The sequence below is a fragment of the Bifidobacterium miconisargentati genome (assembly GCF_019331675.1).
GTDB classification, from domain to species: domain Bacteria; phylum Actinomycetota; class Actinomycetes; order Actinomycetales; family Bifidobacteriaceae; genus Bifidobacterium; species Bifidobacterium miconisargentati.
On the sequence record NZ_JAHBBJ010000021.1, the window covers coordinates 26,753 to 45,432 of the forward strand.

Annotated in this window: 10 protein-coding genes; 7 read left to right on the forward strand and 3 right to left on the reverse strand. The window is 60.5% G+C overall.

Features of this window, described 5'->3' with window-relative positions; translation table 11 throughout:
* Window positions 1–491: 491 nt before the first annotated feature.
* On the reverse strand, window positions 492–1,958 hold the full coding sequence (locus tag KIH81_RS10970) for an ABC transporter permease (RefSeq protein ID WP_214305351.1): 1,467 nt from the start codon (window positions 1,956–1,958) through the stop codon (window positions 492–494).
* 244 nt (window positions 1,959–2,202) lie between these two features.
* On the opposite strand from KIH81_RS10970, the gene KIH81_RS10975 reads away from it, so the two are divergent.
* From KIH81_RS10975 to KIH81_RS10995, 5 genes are all read left to right on the forward strand, one after another.
* Entirely contained in the window at window positions 2,203–4,707 is a 2,505-nt protein-coding gene (locus KIH81_RS10975) for a DUF4012 domain-containing protein (RefSeq protein WP_236029559.1), read from the forward strand.
* A gap of 96 nt (window positions 4,708–4,803) precedes the next feature.
* Entirely contained in the window at window positions 4,804–5,907 is a 1,104-nt protein-coding gene (locus KIH81_RS10980; protein WP_214305352.1) for an acyltransferase, read from the forward strand.
* A 170-nt stretch (window positions 5,908–6,077) separates the two neighbouring features.
* On the forward strand, window positions 6,078–8,357 hold the full coding sequence (locus KIH81_RS10985) for a GH25 family lysozyme (protein ID WP_214305353.1): 2,280 nt from the start codon (window positions 6,078–6,080) through the stop codon (window positions 8,355–8,357).
* 233 nt (window positions 8,358–8,590) lie between these two features.
* Entirely contained in the window at window positions 8,591–9,547 is a 957-nt protein-coding gene (locus tag KIH81_RS10990) for a glycosyltransferase family 2 protein (protein WP_214305354.1), read from the forward strand.
* A gap of 58 nt (window positions 9,548–9,605) precedes the next feature.
* On the forward strand, window positions 9,606–10,706 hold the full coding sequence (locus tag KIH81_RS10995) for an acyltransferase family protein (protein ID WP_214305355.1): 1,101 nt from the start codon (window positions 9,606–9,608) through the stop codon (window positions 10,704–10,706).
* Between the two features lie 54 nt (window positions 10,707–10,760).
* Here the strand turns inward: KIH81_RS10995 and KIH81_RS11000 are convergent, their stop codons facing one another.
* Together KIH81_RS11000 and KIH81_RS11005 are read right to left on the reverse strand one after the other, a co-directional pair.
* A complete protein-coding gene (locus tag KIH81_RS11000) occupies window positions 10,761–12,476 on the reverse strand; it encodes a hypothetical protein (protein WP_214305356.1) in 1,716 nt (571 codons plus the stop codon).
* Between the two features lie 179 nt (window positions 12,477–12,655).
* Window positions 12,656–14,638, reverse strand: coding sequence for a hypothetical protein (locus KIH81_RS11005; protein ID WP_236029560.1), 1,983 nt, complete (start codon window positions 14,636–14,638; stop codon window positions 12,656–12,658).
* A 220-nt stretch (window positions 14,639–14,858) separates the two neighbouring features.
* Here KIH81_RS11005 and KIH81_RS11010 point away from each other — a divergent pair, with 220 nt between their 5' ends.
* Both KIH81_RS11010 and KIH81_RS11015 read left to right on the forward strand, forming a co-directional pair.
* Window positions 14,859–16,094: a polysaccharide pyruvyl transferase family protein gene (locus KIH81_RS11010; RefSeq protein WP_236029561.1), complete on the forward strand. Its 1,236-nt coding sequence runs from the start codon at window positions 14,859–14,861 to the stop codon at window positions 16,092–16,094.
* A gap of 599 nt (window positions 16,095–16,693) precedes the next feature.
* Window positions 16,694–18,680, forward strand: a 1,987-nt coding sequence (locus tag KIH81_RS11015; RefSeq protein WP_214305357.1) for an InlB B-repeat-containing protein, incomplete at its 3' end; no start/stop codon positions are given.

The following is an 18,680-nucleotide window of genomic DNA, read 5'->3' on the forward strand; positions in this document are numbered from 1 at the left end:
GTTCTTCGCGCCATTATCGGCGGCCTTCTTCAGTCCGGCCGCCTCCTTGACACGGGTCGGGTCGGCGCCGGTGGCGGAGGCGATGAGCGCTGCGGTCACGTCGTCCTTGTCGATGACGGCGTCGCCGGAGTCGTCCGATTCGTCCGCGGCGTCGGCGACGGATGCGTTCGCCGACTGCTCCGCGGCGGCCAGGCTGTCGTAAATGCTGCCGGCCGTGCCCTCGGAAGCGGCGTCGATGTCGGCATCGTCGTCATCCTCGTCGAACACCACGCTGAACTGCACGGAATCGGCGGGGGATTCCTCGGTGTCCGCGTTGTCGGCCGTATCCGCGGCAGTGTCCTCGGCGGCTTCGACATCCTCGGTGGTCTCAGCGGCTTCGGTAGCCTCCGCGGACTCAGTGGCCTCGGTCACGTCTGCCGCGTTGGCCACATTCTCGGCCGTATCCGCGGTCACGTCAACGGCCTGCTCGTTCTTCTCGATGTCCTTGTCGCTCATGCCTTCGCCTCCGCATCATTGCCGGACTTGCCGGTCGTCGTGGTAGTGGTCGCAACAGCCGCAGTCGCACCGGCGGCGCCGGACTCGGCCTCGATCGCTTCGGTCTCGCGGACCGTGCCCCAATCGCCGTCGGCCGCGAACAGCTTGTCCGAGCCGTAGAAGGCGAGTCGCAGGGCGGCCAGGATCGCCAGCACCAGAATCGTGCCGAGACCATACCAGACCATCTTCCATACCAAATCGGACGTCACGGCCGTGGCATGGCCGGAAGCCAGCGCCGCGCCGATGGGCTTGGCGGCGAACGCGCCACCCACCAGACCGATCGCGTAGAACGGCAGCGTCACGATGAACACCTCCAGCATGAACTGCCACCCCAGACGGCCGCGGGTCACGCCGGAGACCAGCGCCATGCCGATCTCATCGTCACGCTTCGGAGCCCACACGCCGAGCAGCACGAGGGCGAGCAGCAGCACGCCACCCACCGAAAGCAGCAGAATCACGCCGGTGTGGGCGCGGGAGGCCAGCGTCTCCAGCGGGGCCAGCGACTTGGTGTACGCCTCCAGCGAGGGGGAGGAGATGGTGTAGCCCTTGGCCGGCAGCTTGGACTTCTTGAGCGTGGCGACCACGGACTTGTACGTGGAGGCGTCGGACAGGTTGAACACAATGTCGAGGTCCGGCACCTGCCAGCCCTTGGCGGAGGAGTCGGAGGACTGCGGATCCAGCTCGGCCGAGGCGAAGGTCTGATAGTTCGTGTAGATGGCGTTCTCGCGGTTGCGGGCGGTCACCACCGGGTTGTCGGCGTCGGCCTCGGAGGTGTACTCGTAGATGCCACGCACCTTGAGCTCCACCGTCTTGGACTTATCCGAGGCGGCGGCCACCTTGAACTTGTCGCCCACCTTGAGATTGTTGGCCTTGGCGAATGCGGAGGAGATCAACGCGCCCGTGGTGTCCGGGTTGGAGGACTGGTTGTTGAAGCTCAGGCCCTTGCCGTCCACGATGGTGTACGTGCCCAGGTTGTTGGCCTTGGCGGCGTCGCGGGTCCAGAACGCGCGCCACAGGAGCTGGCCGCCGGTCTTGTCGTCGGAGGCGCCGTTCAGCGAGTCGCCGTCCAAGGCCTTCAGATCGCCGGAGACGCGGGCCGGCACGGTTTCCGTCACCGTGAAGTCGAGTGTGTTGGTGGCCGTCTGGATGGCCGTGGCGTACTCGGTGTAGGCGGTCCACGTCATGTACTGCTTGGTGGTGGACGAATCGGTGGCCGAGACCTTCTTCCATGCCGCCGCGCTCGGACGGATGGCCATCGTGGCCTTCTGCGAATCGTACGTGGTGGTGTGCGCGGTGGTGTTTTCCTGAACGATGGCGAGTCCGGCAACCGTGCCGAACGTTACCGCCAGAGTGATGAACGCGGTGAGAGCCGTGCGCCCCTTTGAGCGCGTCAGGGCCCGCCAGGCGTTGCCGAGGACGAACATGCGTTACTTCTCCCGTTCTCCTAAGCCGAACAAATCAATACGGCTCTTACTATTGCTGCGCATCGTGACCGTTTTCTTGCGCATTACTGTTATACCCCTCAACGAACCCTGAGAACATGCTGAATGCGATGTGGCGGTCGTGCACGGATTCGCGCGAGTTTCCGCGGGATTTTCCCCGTCTGTTTCCCGTGCTGGGTACACTGGCAAGTTAGACTATGCTCCGTTTGACTTGAGGCAGGTGAGTATGCGTTCCAGTTCAGGACGTCACGGGCGTCGCGCCAGCAGCTTCCGCGCAGACGACAGCCAGATGGACGGCCTGTCCGGAACGTCGGGCGTCGATTCGGATGACGACGTCGCCGGCGATACCGCAGGCAACGCCGCTGCCGATGGCGTTGGCAACGATTACGACTACGCCGCTTCCGCCGATGCCACCGACTACGCCGGGCAGGACGTCACGGGCGGCACGTCCGGCCGCGACCATCAGGACTCCTCCGATACCCCGACCAGCCACCGCGCGACGCACCGCGATACGCACCGCCATTCCCATCGCGTCCACCGCTCCATCCGTGCCGCCGCACGCAGCAAGGACGACCTGAAACTCAACACACCGCAGCATGTGGGCGGCCGCAAGGGGCGCTCGCTGCTCGCCATCGCACCGGGCTGGCTGCGGGCGGTCGTGGTGGTGCTGGTGACGATGTTCGCCGCCGCCACCTGCGTGACCGCGCTGTACGCCGCGTCCGTGGCGCGCATGGTCACCAACGCGCAGCGCGTGCTATCCTCCGCCGAAAGCCTGGCCAACACCGCGCTCGGCTGCGGCAGCGACGAAAGCCTGTCCGAAGTGGCGCAGGACCTCGTCAAATCCACCAACGACCTCAACAAGGAACTCAACGGCCCGCAGTGGGACCTCATCCGCGACCACACCCGCTTCGGCAACGACATCACCGCGGCCCGCGAGATGCTCGCCTCCGTGGACACGCTTGTCAACGGCCCCTTTACGGATCTGCTGGGTCTTGCGCAGAAACTTCAGGGCTTCTCGATGAAGAACGGCACCGTAGACGTGAGCGCGCTCATGGACATGCCCGAAATCGTGTCCGATACACACAAGGATCTCAAGGCGCAGATCGCCAAGCTCGACTCGATCCCCACGCCCAGCATCGCCAAGATGGCCGCCATGCTCAGCACCGAGAAGACCGCCCTGCAGACCGTCGATTCGATGCTCTCCGAATACGACGACCTGATCAACCTCCTGCCGCAGCTGCTCGGCGAGGACGGCGAACGCACGTATCTGGTGCTCGTGCAGAACCCCGCGGAACTGCGCTCGTCCGGCGGCATGATCGGCACGATCGCCGCCGTGACCGCGAACAAGGGCAAGGTGACCATCGGCGACTTCAGCTCCACCTCCGGCTGGGACATCCCGGAGCAGCCCCTGGACGACAAGGTGCTGGAGGAGCGCGCGGCGTTCGGCGACACATTCGACGAATACCCGGCCACCACCGCCATCAACCCGGAATTCCAGCGCGTGGCCCAGTACAACAAGTACCTGTGGCTCAACCAGAAGCATAATAAGGACAAGAACGTGGCCGGCGTGATCGGTCTCGACCCGGTGTTCCTGGAATCCCTGCTGGACGCCACCGGCCAGGTGAAGCTGTCCGACGGCAAGGTTCTGGACGGCGACACCACCGTGCCGTTCCTGCTGCATGATCTGTATCTCGAGCATCCGAAGTTCGAGGAGCAGAACAAGTACGTGTCCGAGGCCGCGCAGGAGATCATGACGCACGTGCTCGGCAACATCAACGGCTCCTCGGTCTCGGGACTGCTCAAGGCCGTGCGCCAGACGTCAGCCGGCGGCCACCTGAAGCTGTGGATGGCCAACGAACTGGAACAGACCGCACTCATCTCCACCGGTCTCATCGACGACAAGGCCGGCGGCGAACTGTCCACGGACGAGAGCGTGCCGCAGGCCGGCATCTACCTGTCCGAACTGCAGCAGGGCAAGCAGGACTGGTACCTGCGGACCACCACCACCGTGACCAAGACCTGCGGCGAGGTGTCCGCCACGGATACGGCCGGCGTGACCGGTTCGCTGGACGGTCGCATCGTTTCCGCGGCCGCCGGCACGCAGCTTGGCCTGATCCCGGCAGACCAGACGGGCACCGAATACACCGTGACGTTCACCATGAAGAACACGATGACCAAGGCGGAGGCCAAGACCTTGCCCGAATTCATCACCGGCGGCACCGAAACCGAAGTACCCGGCGGCTTGCTGTACCGCATCGTGCTCACCGCGCCATACGGCGGCGAGATCAACGTGGTGCAGGCGGACACCGTCAAGTGGGGCGCGAACACCGCCACCATGTACGACCGCCAGTACGTCACGTTCGACCAGCAGTGGATCGAGCCGGGGGAGGAACGCACGATCGCGTTCACCGTGCGCGTGAAGAACACCGCCACCCAGCCGCTCGACGTGGTGACCACCCCGGTGGTCAACGCGGACGGCATCGAGACTGGCTCAAATGGCAAGGTCATCGACGAATGCCCGGCCGAGCTTTCGCCCGGTGCGGTTGCGCCGGGCACCGGTTCCGACATCGCTGCGAACGATCAAGCAAACAGTTCCCAGCCGACCAACGGCTCGCAAAGCACTGTCGGCGGCACTGGCAAGGATCTGTCCTCCGGTCTCAGCACGCTCGACAAGATCAAGGGCCAGCTCTCCTGCCCGGTCGACATCAAGTCCCTCGCCGGTACCGTGTGACAACCAACCTCGGCTCCCCTTGTCGGGGGAGCTGGCTCGCGCAGCGAGACTGAGGGGTAGTCACACGGAATGGTGCAGATCTGAAAGGTAACGCTTATGGCACACACTCCCAATCCCCATAAGCAATCTCCACAGCCCAAACCACCCCGCAACGTCAACTACGACCTCCTGCGCTGCGTGGCGATGTGCCTGGTCATCGGCGTACACGTCGTCAACAACTACATGCCGGTCAAAATGACCCTCACCGGCCCGGCCGAAACCGTGCGGTTCACGCTGTTCGCCATCTTCATGACCTGCAACCCGCTGTTCATCATGGTCTCCGGCCGCTTCAACCTGACGTTCGACGCGGGTGAGGAATCCGGCCTGAAACCGTACGGCCACTACTATTACAAGCGTTTCGTCTCCCTTATCTTCCCGTACCTCTTCTACGCCGGTGCCCTCGGCTTCACCGCATACCTTGTGATGGACCACCGTTCGCTCGCCAGCGCCGTCACCGGCACGCTTTACGACCTCTTCTCCGGCTACGACGATTCCGTCTACTGGTTCGTCTTCATGCTTGCCGGATTCGTGCTGGCCACCCCGTTCATGGCCCCGATGCTGCGCGCAATCGGCCGAACCGGCGCATGGCTGCTCATCGGCCTCGCCGCCGCGGTGGCCGCCGCCGAACAGATCTGCAGCCTGTTCGGCTACCCGCTCACCTTCCTGAACTCGTTCCCGTGGCGAGGCCTGCTGTTCTACTACCTGCTGGGCTACGTACTGGAGTTCTACCCGCCGTCCGCCCTCGCCCGTCGTGTGACATACGTCATCGCCCCGTTCGCGCTCGCCTGGACGGTCGCCACGCCGGTTCTGTTCCCCGGCCATCCCGCCCAGGTCAACCGCACCCTCACCGTGGCCTACGCCGTAGTGGTCGCGGCAATCTTCCTGTTCTTCCGCTACGACGTGCATATCCGCTCGGAACGCGCCTGCAAGGCCATCATCTGGCTCGCCGGCTACTCGTACACGATCTATCTGGTCCACTCGCCCCTCTCCAAAGTGGCGATCGGCCGCTTCCTGCCCACACCCGCGAACGGCCTCCAATACGCTGCCATCAGCATCGCCATGTTCGCAGCCACCTTCCTCGCCGCCCTCCTCTTCGCCATCATCGCCGACAATCTCCTCCTCAAGCCCCTCCAGCGCCTCCTGCACAAAGTGCGTATCTGATTTGTGAAACCTGTGCCGGTATGGAAAATACGCCGCCACGCCCTATTTGTTCATGTTTTGGGCAGAGAAATATGAAACGGACCGTGCAATATAAGGTTCATCACTTAGAGTGGTTCGCAGAAGAAAGCTGTCGAAGTTCCAATTCTGCTTAAATCCGCTAAGGGGATATCATGTCCAGGCCGTTCAAGCTTGTCGCCGCTGCGTCCGCTGCCGCATTATCGTTCGTATTCGTCACTCCGGCATTCGCGGAACCTCTTGTCGATACCAATCTTGACGCGGAGGTCCAATCTTCCGAGATATCCCAGACCCTGTTGCAGACGCAGCAGGTGTCAACCGATGAATCCGATACCATGCCGGGCAACCCGGATGCCGCCCTTCCGGACAAAGTCGCCAGCAACATCCCCGATGACGCCACCGTGGTCTCCGAAAACCATGCCATTACCGCCAACGGCAAGCTGAAGGACCTCACCACAGGTAAGACGGTCACCGATCCCGAATTGGTCGGAACCAAGGATGAACAGCCCGATCCGCTGGCCAAGACGGATGGCGCATCGTTCATCCCCGTCCAGGTCGACGAGGTGAAGGAGAAGGTCGAGGAGCGCGATTCCAACGCGGATGCCGAAAACACTGCGAAAGCCAAGACCAGCAGCACCGACACAACCGGTACCGTCCGTACCGTAGCCCTCGGAAACAACGAATACGGCGCGCATTGGGGTATATACAACGGTTCGGCGGCGTTCTTCGATGCAGGCAATAACGTCTTCGCCAGCAACGCCAAGGGTGTCATCGACGTCTCCGAATGGCAGCACACCATCGATTGGGCCGCGGCCAAGGCAGCGGGCGTCGAAGGTGCCATCATCCGTCTCGGCTATGGCTGGGGCAACGGCTTCGATCAGACCGCCCTGTACAACATCAGCGAATGCAAGCGACTCGGCATTCCCTTCGGCGTGTACGTGTATTCCTATGCCTACGACGGCGATACCGGTGCCGCAGAAGGCGCCAATACGGTGAGTCTCCTGCGTCAGGCCGGCATCAGCCCCGCCGACCTTTCGTACCCGGTCTATTACGATTTGGAACAGTGGTCTTGGACCGGCCACACGCCGCCCACCAGCTCCGACGTCTATGACGACGTGGTCAATGCGTGGTACGGCCAGCTGCGCGCCGCAGGATACATGAACCTGTCCGTCTACTCGTACACCACGTACCTGAACGGCCCGCTTAACAGCGGCAACATCCACGCCAAGACCCGTTGGGTGGCCCAGTACTCCGGATACATGGGCTACGCCGATTGGCCCGCGGCCGATCGCGGCTGGCAGTACACCTCCGGCGGTTCGGTGAATGGTATCCAAGGCACCGTGGATCTGAACGCATTCGGCACGGGCACCACCGGCACCAGCACCGTCAGCGGCAAGTGGGTCACCAAGAACGGCAAGAAGTACTGGTATGAGAACGGTGCCATGGTCCGCTCCAAGGAGATTTACGATCCCGAAAGCGGCGCTTGGTACTGGCTCGATGCCGATGGCACCATGGCCCGCAACAAGGACGTCTACATGACCGCCGGTCAGAAGTGGGTCCGCTACGATTTGGACGGCCACATGATCAAGGGCGAGGACTACCGCTACGGCGGCTGGTACTACTTCGATCCGATCACCGGTGCCATGGCCAAGGGCATGCGGTATGTGAAGTCCAACGGCGGCAAGTGGGTCTACTACGATTGGACCACCGGCCAGATGCATCATGGTGAAACGTACGTCAATTACGACAAGGAGCATACCGGCTGGTATCTCTTCGATTCCGTGACCGGCGCGATGTTCCACGGCTTCACGTACTTCGCCAAGGGCGATAAGTGGGTCTACTACGATGCTGGTACCGGCATCATGGCCAAGGGCTATGTGAAGGTGAACGGTGCCTGGTACTACTTCGATAAGACCACCGGCAAGATGGCCCACGGCGTGACTTGGGTCGCCGATCAGAACGCTTGGATCTACTTCGATCCGATCACCGGCCGTCACGCCGGTACCGGCGAATACCAGGATTGGAAGTCCGCCTCCAGCGGCACACATCCGAAGCTGTCCAGCTATTCGAACCTGAACCTTCAGGTTCGCCTCAATGATCAGGTGGTGCTGGTCCGTAGCGGCAGCAAGGTGATTTACGCGATGACCGCCTCCACCGGTAAGAACAGCAGCACGCCCAAGGGCGATTTCACCATCGGTACCCGTGGCAAGTCGTTCTACGACAAGACCGCCAAGCGCGGCGGCAACTACTGGCTGCAGTTCAAGGGCGATTACCGGTTCCAGACCGTGCCCACGGACAGCAAGGGCAATTACATTGACTCCGAAGCCAAGCAGCTCGGCCAAGCCGTGACCTCTGGTTCCATCTACCTGACCGTGCCGGATACCCAGTGGTTGTTCGAACAGCTGCCCGCCAACACCCCGGTACATATCGCCTGAATTTGTTGGTCTGCCTTCGTCGGTCCTTGTGAAAATAGTTGTGTCAAGCAAAGGCCGTGGCAAGGGACTCCGGAAATATCGGTTCGGCTCCCCTTTTTGAGGGGAGTTGCCGCCAAAGGCGACTGAGGGGAGTTCCCCCTAGTCTGAGTAGCCGCCCACTCCTGATGTAGAGGACTAGTTCTAACCTCATGACGATGAATCAGCCCGTCATCCTCAATGAAAGTGAATCTCGAATGAGCACATCAGCACCGCGTATTGCGTTTGTGATTCCTTGCTACAACGAGGAGGAGGCGCTCCATGTGACCGCCGACGTACTGCGCAAGAAGGTGCAGACGCTCTCGGCCAAGCACGCCATCAGTGCGTCCAGCTCTATTATTTTCGTGGATGATGGTTCGGCGGACGCGACATGGCGTGAAATCGAGCAGCTTCACCAGCAGGAACCGGAACTGTTCCATGGCGTCAAGCTTGCCCACAACAGAGGCCATCAGAACGCCCTGTTTGCCGGCCTCATGCATGCGCTGGATATTCAGGTGGACGCGGCGATCTCCATGGATGCCGACCTGCAGGACGATCCCAATGCTGCGGATGAAATGATTGAGCGTTTCCGTCAGGGTGCTGAAATCGTCTATGGCGTGCGTGACAGCCGTGAGACGGATACCGCGTTCAAGCGCAACACCGCCCATGCGTTCTACTCGGTCATGCGTTGGATGGGTACGGAAACCATCCCGGATCACGCGGATTACCGTCTGATGGGTGCTTCCGCGTTGAGGGCTCTCGCCGAATACGGAGAAACGAACCTGTTCCTGCGTGGCATCGTGCCTTCCTTGGGCTTCAACACGGACAAGGTGTATTACAAGCGTGGCGTCCGTGTCGCCGGCGAATCCAAGTATCCGCTGAAGAAGATGATCGCCTTCGCCATTGAGGGCATCACGTCGTTTTCCGTGAAGCCGCTGTCCATGATCACTGGTTTGGGTGTGCTTTCGGTCATCGTGGGCATCGCCATGCTGATCTACACGTTCGTCTCGGTGTTCTCGGGCCATGCCGTGGCCGGCTGGGGTTCGGTGATGTGCTCACTGTGGCTGCTTGGCGGCATGATTCTTGTGGCATTGGGCGTGGTCGGCGAATACATCGGCAAGATCTACATGGAGGTCAAGCACCGTCCTCGCTTCATCATCGAAAAGACGGTGTGAGCGGCCGTTTCATCCGCATCTGCGGTAGTAGTCGGCTCGAATCCCTACACTGTCTCAAGTGACGCAGAGCCGAATTCGTTTTTTTGATATCGCCCGTGGCATCGCCATTCTGTGCGTGATTCTTTCCCATAGCGTGTTGATGGCGGGCACCATTGCCCCCATGCATACGCTTGCGCACACGGTGTATGCGGTGTGCTTCTCGTTCCACATGCCGCTGTTCTTCATGCTATCCGGCTACTTCATGCGCCCGGAACGGAAATTCCGGTGGGGCAAGGAAATGCGGGAACTGGTCGGCACGTATGCGATCACCGCGGTGATCGTGCTTGTCGGCATCGGTGTCGCAGCCAAGGCCCTGCGCATCAGCGCAAGGGAGGCGTTGGAAATATGGGGTTCCGCCGCGATCTATGCGGCCGGTGACATCCCGCAGCACGCCTTGTGGCCGCAGTCCACTCGCATCGGCGCGATTTGGTTCCTGTTGGCATTGTTCTGGGCACATCTGCTGCTGCATGCATTCGCCAAGCTGCCCTACACGCCGGTATGGGTTATCGCATCCTTCATTGTGGGATATGCTTCGGCCCGGTGGATTTGGCTGCCGTGGGACATCCAGTCCGGCATGTGCACGCTGCTGTTCGTCTATGTCGGCTATCTGATGAAGCAATATGATGTGCTCGCCCTGTTCAAGCGCTATCCGGTGCTCTGGGCGGTGTCCGCTGCCATCTGGATTGCGGATATCGCATTGTTCTCCGGTTTCAGCCTTGCCCTGAACGGATACGGACAGACTCCGGTCTTGGCCGGCGTTGGCGGTGTTGCGGGCACCTGTTGTGTCATCGGCATTTCCATGCTGGTTGATCGGTTGAACGCTATTGGTGGCACGTTCGCATGGGTCGGCCAGACATCGCTGGCGCTGCTCTGCGCGCACCTGATCGAGGATGATGTACTTCCGTGGGCGATGTTCCTGACGAAGATCCAGACGATTCTCCCGCACGTGCCACTGTGGATCGTGTTCTTCGTGGTCAGGCTGCCGTTGGACTTCCTACTGGCGTGGTGCCTGTCCAAACTGCCGTATGTGAATCTGTGGTTCTACCCGGCAAAGGCCAAGCAGCGTGCGCTGGCTGCTCAATCTGCTCAGTCTGCCCAGTCCGTTCAGCAGACGCGATAGCAGAACAGATACAGCTGCGCGGACTCCGAACGAACTACGAATGGGCTGGACGGACTACTGAACGGAGTCCGAACGAGACCGGCGGATTCCGTTCAGCTGGGATATCCCGGCCAGTGCTGCCTGCACGCCATAGGCGGCCAGAGGAATCAGCATAAGGTAGAACGGCAACGTGTAAATGCCCTTGGCTTCCCACAGCACATAGCAGAGGAAGCCGCCCAGGAAAGCCACGGATAGCAGCGAACGGGCATAGACGGCATCCGCTTCATGCGACTGCTCACGCTCTACAAACAGACGTCGAACCAGCGCTACTATCCCCACAAACGCGAAGAGATACATGCCGCTCATGGCCACGTTCTCGTAATCCAGCACGAAGCCGCCTTTGGGGTTGAGTACCACGCCGGCCACGCCGGAAAAACCGCTAGCGGAACGTCCCATTTGGGAATACAGGCCGGTCATGAACGTCGGCTCGCTCCATTCGGAGGTGAGCTTGGCCACAAAGAACTCCACGGCGCTCATGGGGCTCTTCGCGAATCCCGTCAGCGCATGCTGAATGGTGTGCTTGGCTGTATCCAGCTGCACTTGATAATCGCCGCCGGACAAGGTCCAGGTATCCACGGCGTTCGGACCCCACCAGCCCGGAACCGCGCCCTTGGGATGATCCAGGCCGATGGCGATCCAGGAGAGCATGGGCATGGATTTGTCGAATGATTGCCCGGACCAGGATTCCAGGAATCGAATCGAGAGACCGGAGATGGTTTTCGCCACCCATGTCAAGGGAATCACCGCGATAAGCAGCCAATACCGCTTGCCGCAGCGCAGCACGGTCAACGCGATGGCGATGATTGCCGCCAGCAGCACGATGATGTACGTGGTCTTGAACAGCATGCCAAGGCCGAACACCACGAACGCGATGGCGAGCAGGACAAGGCTGACGATGTTGGATCGTGCAGCCAAGGCCCTGCCGATGAGCAGCGCGCCCAGCAGCATGAAACACAGGCCGACAGCGTTGGTATACACAAAAGCGCAGTACATCAGCAGCGGCAGGCAGGTGCAGCACAATGCGGTGAAAGCCGCAAGACCGCGCCTATCCAGTCCCAAAGCGGAGCCGAACCACCACAGAATCGCGGTGATGCCGGTGACCATGAGCGCATTGACGATCTGGAACGCGGTGATGTTGCCAATGCCGAACAGGGCGAATATGCCGATGAACCACAGCAACGGTCCGCTCTGGAACGGATACCAGGAGAAGTACGCATACGGCGAAGGCAGCTTGATGCATCCGGTCGGCATATTGCCGGGCGTGCAGTAGTCCGGCGCGAACTTTTCGGTGCGTCCCTGCAGAATCGACGCCGCCGCGTCCATCAGACTGCTGGAATCAGGGTACTGATAGTCGGCCAGATCAATGGCCAGAATCCATCCGAGCTGCGCCACGGTGACGAATGCCAGCAGGAACAACAGCATCCCGCGGCGGGGCATACGGGCAAGCAGTGAGGAGACCAGAAGCACTAGCAGGATGAAAACGATGAGACCGCCGATGAAGCCCAACGACGGCAGTCCCATGCTGAAGTTCATCCGTTCCATGATGGAGTTCGGGCCCGGCACATGGAACCGGTAGGTGAACGTGGGCGTGAACAGCAGCGAGAACGCCAGCAACATGAATACGATTGCGCACTGCGCGGCGATTGCAAGAATCTCCAGCCAAGCCGATATACGTGCTTGCAGATGCGGGCGTACGGTTACTCGCGCGTGCTCAGATTGCAGATGCGCCATGAATCCCTCTCCATGCCGAATCACGGGCCGGTAATGCAGTCCATGGAATAAATATCGTTGCTTACAATACAGTATTGCCTGCCGCCGGTTGATGCCGGAGGCAGGCAATACTTGCAATATCGTTAAGAACTGTTAAGACTCGTCAGGAGCCGGCGCACAAGCGGCGGATCCGCAGGGAATCAGCCGCGGCCGGTCACCTTGTCGAACTCATGCCACTTCTTCCATTCGGGCACCCACGTCTTGCCATGAGCCATGGCGCCGGTCTTCTTGTCGAAGTAATACCAGGCACCATCCTGACGTTGCAGACCATGGACCATCACGCCGGTCTTGCGATCGTAGCGCACCCACTTGCCGCCGTCGGCGGCCAGGAAGACATCGCCATGGAACATGGCTCCGCTTCCCTGCAGGAACAGATACCAGCCGGCCTTGTGCACGCCGTCCTTGATGTAGCGCTCGCCGTATTGCATGGCACCGTTCTGCGGGCTGTAGTACACCCACTTGTTCGCCCCGGCGATGTATTGCAATCCGGTCCGCATGGCGCCGGTGCCATAGTCGAACAGATGCCAGCCGTAATAGTCATAGTCGGTGACGAACGTCTCGCCATGAATCATCTGGCCGGTATTGAGGTCGTAATAGACGATCTTGTTATACGTCTGGCCGGCAACCGGCTTCTTGGGCTTGTAGGTGCCGGTGCCGTCATCGGCCGGATCGTTGACCGGCACGTTGGACGGAATGGTCATGAGTCCCTTGCGCATGGCGCCGGTGGCTGGGTCGAAGTAGTACCAGCCGCCATAGCGGTAGTCCTCGCCCTTGATCATGTGACCGTGCGAGTCATAACGCGCCCATTTGGCGTCGGCGGCGATGTATACGTCCTTATCGTGGGCCATAGTGCCGTCCGCATCCACCCAATACCATGCCTTGCTGTCCGGGTCGTAGACTTCCTTGGAGACGGCGCGGATGCCGTTGTCGTACCAGTATTGTTTGCCGCCTTCGGTGACCCATCCGTTGGCGCCAGGGCGGTACGCACCATATCCCAGTTGTTCGCGCAGCTGCCAAATCACGCGCTTAGCGTTGGGGTCGGTCACGGTGAACACGCTGCCGTGACGGTTCGGGATGATATTGCCGTTGACATCGACGGTGGTGATGCGGCGGGGCTTGCTCCATCCGGTGTACAGCGAATCGGACTGCATCATGAACACACCAGCCGTGCCATCGTAATTGTGCGGCGGCCAGTCCTTCAGCTTGTCCACGTAGTAGTAATAGAGGCCGTTGTACTTGGCGAGGTACGGTCCTTCGTATCCGGTGACCACATCCTTGTTGACCAGGGTCCAGGCGTTGGGGTCTTCCACGTCGTCCAGGTCGCGGATGGAGAAGATCTGGTTGGTGACGCCTTCCTTCTTGATACTGAGATAGTAGACGCCGTTCTCCTTATATAAGGAGGGATCCAGCCAGTCCTTGGCCTTGACGGGCAGATTGATGGGACGGAGATCCTCATAGGTCAGGTTCGGCTGACGGCCCGGATCGACCTGCGGGTCCTCGCCTGGTTCGAGGTCCTTGACCTTGACGATGTACGGGGACATCTCATCTTTCTGCGGGTGTCCATGCTTGTATCCGAAATAGCCCAGAGTAGTGACCACGTATACGTCGCCATTGGTGTCCACGAAACCGTCCGTGCCGGCCGTGTCGTACTGGCCGTCGGTCAGCTTCTTCGCACCGGACGGCATGACCGTGGGCGCGAGATTGGTGGGGCTGCCGCTGTTCGGGTAGCTCCAGTGCACCAGATCCTTGGAGGAGCCAAACATGGGCGTGTACCTCCAGCCGATACCGTCCTGCTTCTGCACGAAACCGGACAGCATCCAGAAGGTGCCGTTGCGGTAGAACAGGCCGGGGTCGTGCAGCGCATGAACGTAGCTGGGAACATTCGCCACGGTGTCGTCGCCGTGCCCGACTGCTTGGTATGCGGTGGAGAGCTTCTGGAAGTCCTTGCCGTTATAGGACATGTACACCGTATCGGACAGATCCTCGTCGCTGTTCCAGAATGCGGCGAGCATGATGTCCGGGTATTCGTAGGCCTGTGCGGACGGTGCGAACACGCCCATGGCGAACAGCATGGTCAGGACGATGGCTATTGGCGTGGCGTGCCGCATGCGGTGATTAAACATGTCTTCCTTCTCGTACATCTCTCTCGATGGTTTCCCAGCATAATACGGGCGATGTTCCCGAATATGGCGTGATATTGGTGATTGGAAGCGGCGTGGGCTGAGACTCCCGCCACATCCGTCTCGTAAGATGAACGTTATGGATTTGAAGAAGACGATCAGAAAGGTAGGCGGTGCGGCCTACCGAGCCACTCATCCCGGCACAATGCGTGTGCTGAATGAGTTGCGCATTGCCAACGCGCGTATGGACGCCCTCGAAGCGGAGTCGCATCGCAACCGTGCGTTGCTTGAATCGATGAAGCCCGATGCCGTGCATGGCAAGGCCTTTTATCTGGTGTGCGAACCTGGGTACCCCAATTACGGTGATGAGCTGATCGCCGCCGAATGGCTGAAGTATCTGGCGGAGACTCATCCGGAAACCCCGGTGTTCCTGGATTGCACCCGTCCCGGTCCGGCATCCGTGATTCTGCGCGGACTGCACCCGCATTGCACGATTGTGGATACGATTTCCCGCATCACGTTCGAGAACACGTATGCGGATGGCGATATCAGCCGTGGTGCAGTGGGGGATATCGCCGGTTTTGTGCATGGCGTGCTGGAGAACGAAGGCATGGCCGCGCGTTATGCCTCCGGCGTGCATCTGCTGCGTGACGGCGTCAAAGGTGTGCATTTCCTTGGCGGCGGCTATATGAATGGCAAGTGGACCGCGAACCTGGCCAGACTCGAACTGGGTTCATGGGCTCACGAGCACGGCATCACGGTATTGGGCACCGGTGCGGGCATCATGCCACTGACGGACGATTCGCTGAAGTACGTTCGGGAGACGATTCCGCAGTTCGACAGATTCTCAGTCCGTGACGAAAGCTCGTATGAGGCTCTGCAGGGAGCGGGGAACGTGACGTTGGCGCCGGACGACTGCTTCGTCAATGGTCTGGAAGGCTGCTATGCCCCGGCGGAGGGACTGCCGGAGGTCATGATATGCGTGCAGTCCGATCTGGTGGACGACGCGGACGCGCTGTACAACCATATCTTTGCCATGCTTGAGGCCTGGAACGTTGGTCCGCAGGATTCCATCGGCGTTGTGGAATGCAATCCTTACCTTGATCGTCCCATTTTCGACAAGATGGAGGAGGCTGGTTTCAGCCCGGTGTTCTTCCCCACCACGTTCCTGCTCGAATGCGGTTTCCCCGCACGCGAGGGCCAGCGCTGGATCACCACTCGCTACCATCCGCATATCTTGGCCGCCGCCAAGGGATGCAGCGGTGTTTATGTATGTGTAAATAAGGAATACTACGGCGTGAAGCACAAGGCGGTGACCCGTATGGGTTCTCGATGGGCGGAATCCGTGATTGGAGAGTCCGTTCCCCAGCCGGGGGAGGGTTTTGCCGATTTGGCGGCGCCCGCGAAGTTCGCCAGCCAGATTAGGGAATACGCAAGTGTGCTGTACGGACTGAGCTAATCGCAGGGAACCAAATTTAGGCCCAAGATGTCGTGAGCCCTCGCAAGGAAATCTCCTTGCGAGGGCTCACGACACCGCGATGTCCCGTTGCGCAACACTTTATGCGAATAAAGTATTACTGAAAAGTAGGTACACAATTTGTATCCACACACAAATTCCGCGCCTGCTCACTGAGAATAGCGCCATTTGGTGACAATGTCGAATCCGTGTTCGCGAAACGCCGAATCAAGACCACATTCTGGAGTGTGACACGGCGTGGCCATAGTTCTTTTCTATGGGTAGCTGTAACGAAGGCTTAACATTGCCTGTAAACCACACGCATGTAGTTTATGGACTCTATTACCTAGTTCACAGTCGGTTTTGGCTGAAATAACAACGAAAACAGAAGGTGGTTGTCAGCTCTCTGCCAGTTATGCGTCCACTGGGTGATACTGGTCAGACCGTACTTCATGGTGCTATGGTGTGTAACGAGCCTCCTCACTCTAGGCAAATTGGGATTTGACAATGTCTAGGGGGGAGAGGTAGAAATAATCTCAGTCGGGATGGGGAAAGTCCCCATAAAAGAAAACCCGATGTCCCTAGAAGAAAGGTTCCAGGATATGACTGGAAACAACAAGGTTTGGCGCGCGCCGCTCGCGGGCCTCGCCGCCGTGGCCATGCTGGCCACGATGGGTGTGGCCGCGTCCACGGCCGGCGCCGTTGAGTACGTGGGTGACGACATCACGACGACTCCGACGTTCACCGTCACGTTCGATGCCGGTTCCCGCGGCAAGATTGCGGATAACAGCAAGCAGACGCTCGACGTTGACTCCGCTAAGACCGCTTCCGGCTCTTACACGCTGGCCAATTACGTGGTGGATGCTCCTAAGGTGGCCGTGAACTCTGGTTACACCTTCACGGGCTGGTACACCGCTCCGACCGGTGGCGACCGCGTGAAGTTCGGCGGCTGGAGCACGAGCGCTTCCGGCGCGGACGAGGGTCTTTCCGCTGACGCGATCACGAAGGACGAGACCCTGTACGCCCACTACGCGAAGACGTCCGACACCACCGATCTGCTGACGGTGACTTTCGGCGGTTCCCGTCCGCTCTACGAGGCCCCGAAGGATAGCACCACCGAGGTGACGTCCTTCAAGATCGCCGCCGGCGACAAGCTGGCCGACTGGCAGAAGCCGACCGACAAGGTCGACGGCACGATCATCGACTCCTGGACGAACGACCTGGACGCGGCCATCACTAAGGACACGAGCTTCGCCCCGAAGGACACCACCCTTGGTGTGAAGGTCACGTTCCACGTGGACTCCGATTACGAGTTCGCCCCCGGCGAGACCACCCAGTACGAGGTGAAGAACGGCGAGACCCTGAACGCAAACCCGGTCGCCGCCACCAAGAGCGCTAACGCCGCTAACGCCGCGAAGCCCGGCTTCCGCATGGTCTCCGCCTGGAGGATCGGCACTGAGGCGAACGCCGCCACCTACGTGCCCGGCACCACCACGTTCACCGGCAACACCGACATCTACGGTCTGAGCGACACCGAGGCGTACAAGGTGTTCTTCAGCGTCGGTGACCTGAACGACGGCGCCCCGCTCAGCGGCACCACCAACGGCACGAGCACCTACGCGTTCGCCAACCCGGACTACACGTACGTGCCGGCCCAGTCCGCCATCACCCTGCCGACCCCGAACCTGTACGACGGCCTGTACCAGGTCGCCAAGTGGCAGTACTGGTCCGCGAAGGACGGCGCCTACCACGTGTACGACGGCCAGACCACCGAGTTCGTGAAGCTGTCCAACCAGAACATCACCGACCCGACCAACCCGTCCAAGAACAACCACGAGGTCATGCTGCACGCGACCCTCGAGCCGGCCGCCTCCCAGCAGTACACCGTGACGTTCGACGAGAACTACGGCAACGGCGCGCAGACCAAGGTCCAGGTCGCCAAGGGTGCCACCGTGGCCGTGCCGGCCACCCCGGTGCGTGCCGGCTACCGCTTCCTCGGCTGGTACGACGCTTCCGGTAACAAGTTCAACTTCAACACGAAGATCAACGGCAACACCACCCTGTACGCGCACTGGCAGCTGACCGCCCAGTACGACCTGAACACCCTGCTGGCCGTGAACAACAAGAAGGATCTGTACACCGACAACTCCTACGCCGACTACGAGTCCGTGCGTTCCGGCATCGCCAAGAACTCCGAGGGCTCCATCACCGGCAACGGAACCGACGGCTACACCGCGAACTACAAGAACGACTACCTGACGGACGCCAAGGTCACCGAGCTGACCAAGACCCTGCAGGCCGCCTACGCCAAGCTCGTGTACAAGACCGACGTGAAGAACGCCTTCTCCGACGTCAACGACCTGACCCCGCACGTCCAGGACATCCGCGACCTGACTGCTCAGGGTGTGATCAAGGGCTTCAACAACGGTGACGGCACCTACAGCTTCGGCGGCACCAAGAACATCCTGCGCCAGGACTTCGCCGCGTTCCTGTACCGTCTGGCCGGTGAGCCGGAGTTCGACGTGAAGGACGCCACCAAGACGTTCTCCGACGTGAACTCCAGCACCCCGCATTACAAGGAGATCCTGT

What these genes read in the sequence shown, in the direction of transcription:
- KIH81_RS10970 (WP_214305351.1), bottom strand. Translation starts at nt 1,958, where the DNA reads ATGTTCGTCCTCGGCAACGCCTGGCGGGCCCTGACGCGCTCAAAGGGG.
- KIH81_RS10975 (WP_236029559.1), top strand. Translation starts at nt 2,203, where the DNA reads ATGCGTTCCAGTTCAGGACGTCACGGGCGTCGCGCCAGCAGCTTCCGC.
- KIH81_RS10980 (WP_214305352.1), top strand. Translation starts at nt 4,804, where the DNA reads ATGGCACACACTCCCAATCCCCATAAGCAATCTCCACAGCCCAAACCA.
- KIH81_RS10985 (WP_214305353.1), top strand. Translation starts at nt 6,078, where the DNA reads ATGTCCAGGCCGTTCAAGCTTGTCGCCGCTGCGTCCGCTGCCGCATTA.
- KIH81_RS10990 (WP_214305354.1), top strand. Translation starts at nt 8,591, where the DNA reads ATGAGCACATCAGCACCGCGTATTGCGTTTGTGATTCCTTGCTACAAC.
- KIH81_RS11000 (WP_214305356.1), bottom strand. Translation starts at nt 12,476, where the DNA reads ATGGCGCATCTGCAATCTGAGCACGCGCGAGTAACCGTACGCCCGCAT.
- KIH81_RS11005 (WP_236029560.1), bottom strand. Translation starts at nt 14,638, where the DNA reads ATGTTTAATCACCGCATGCGGCACGCCACGCCAATAGCCATCGTCCTG.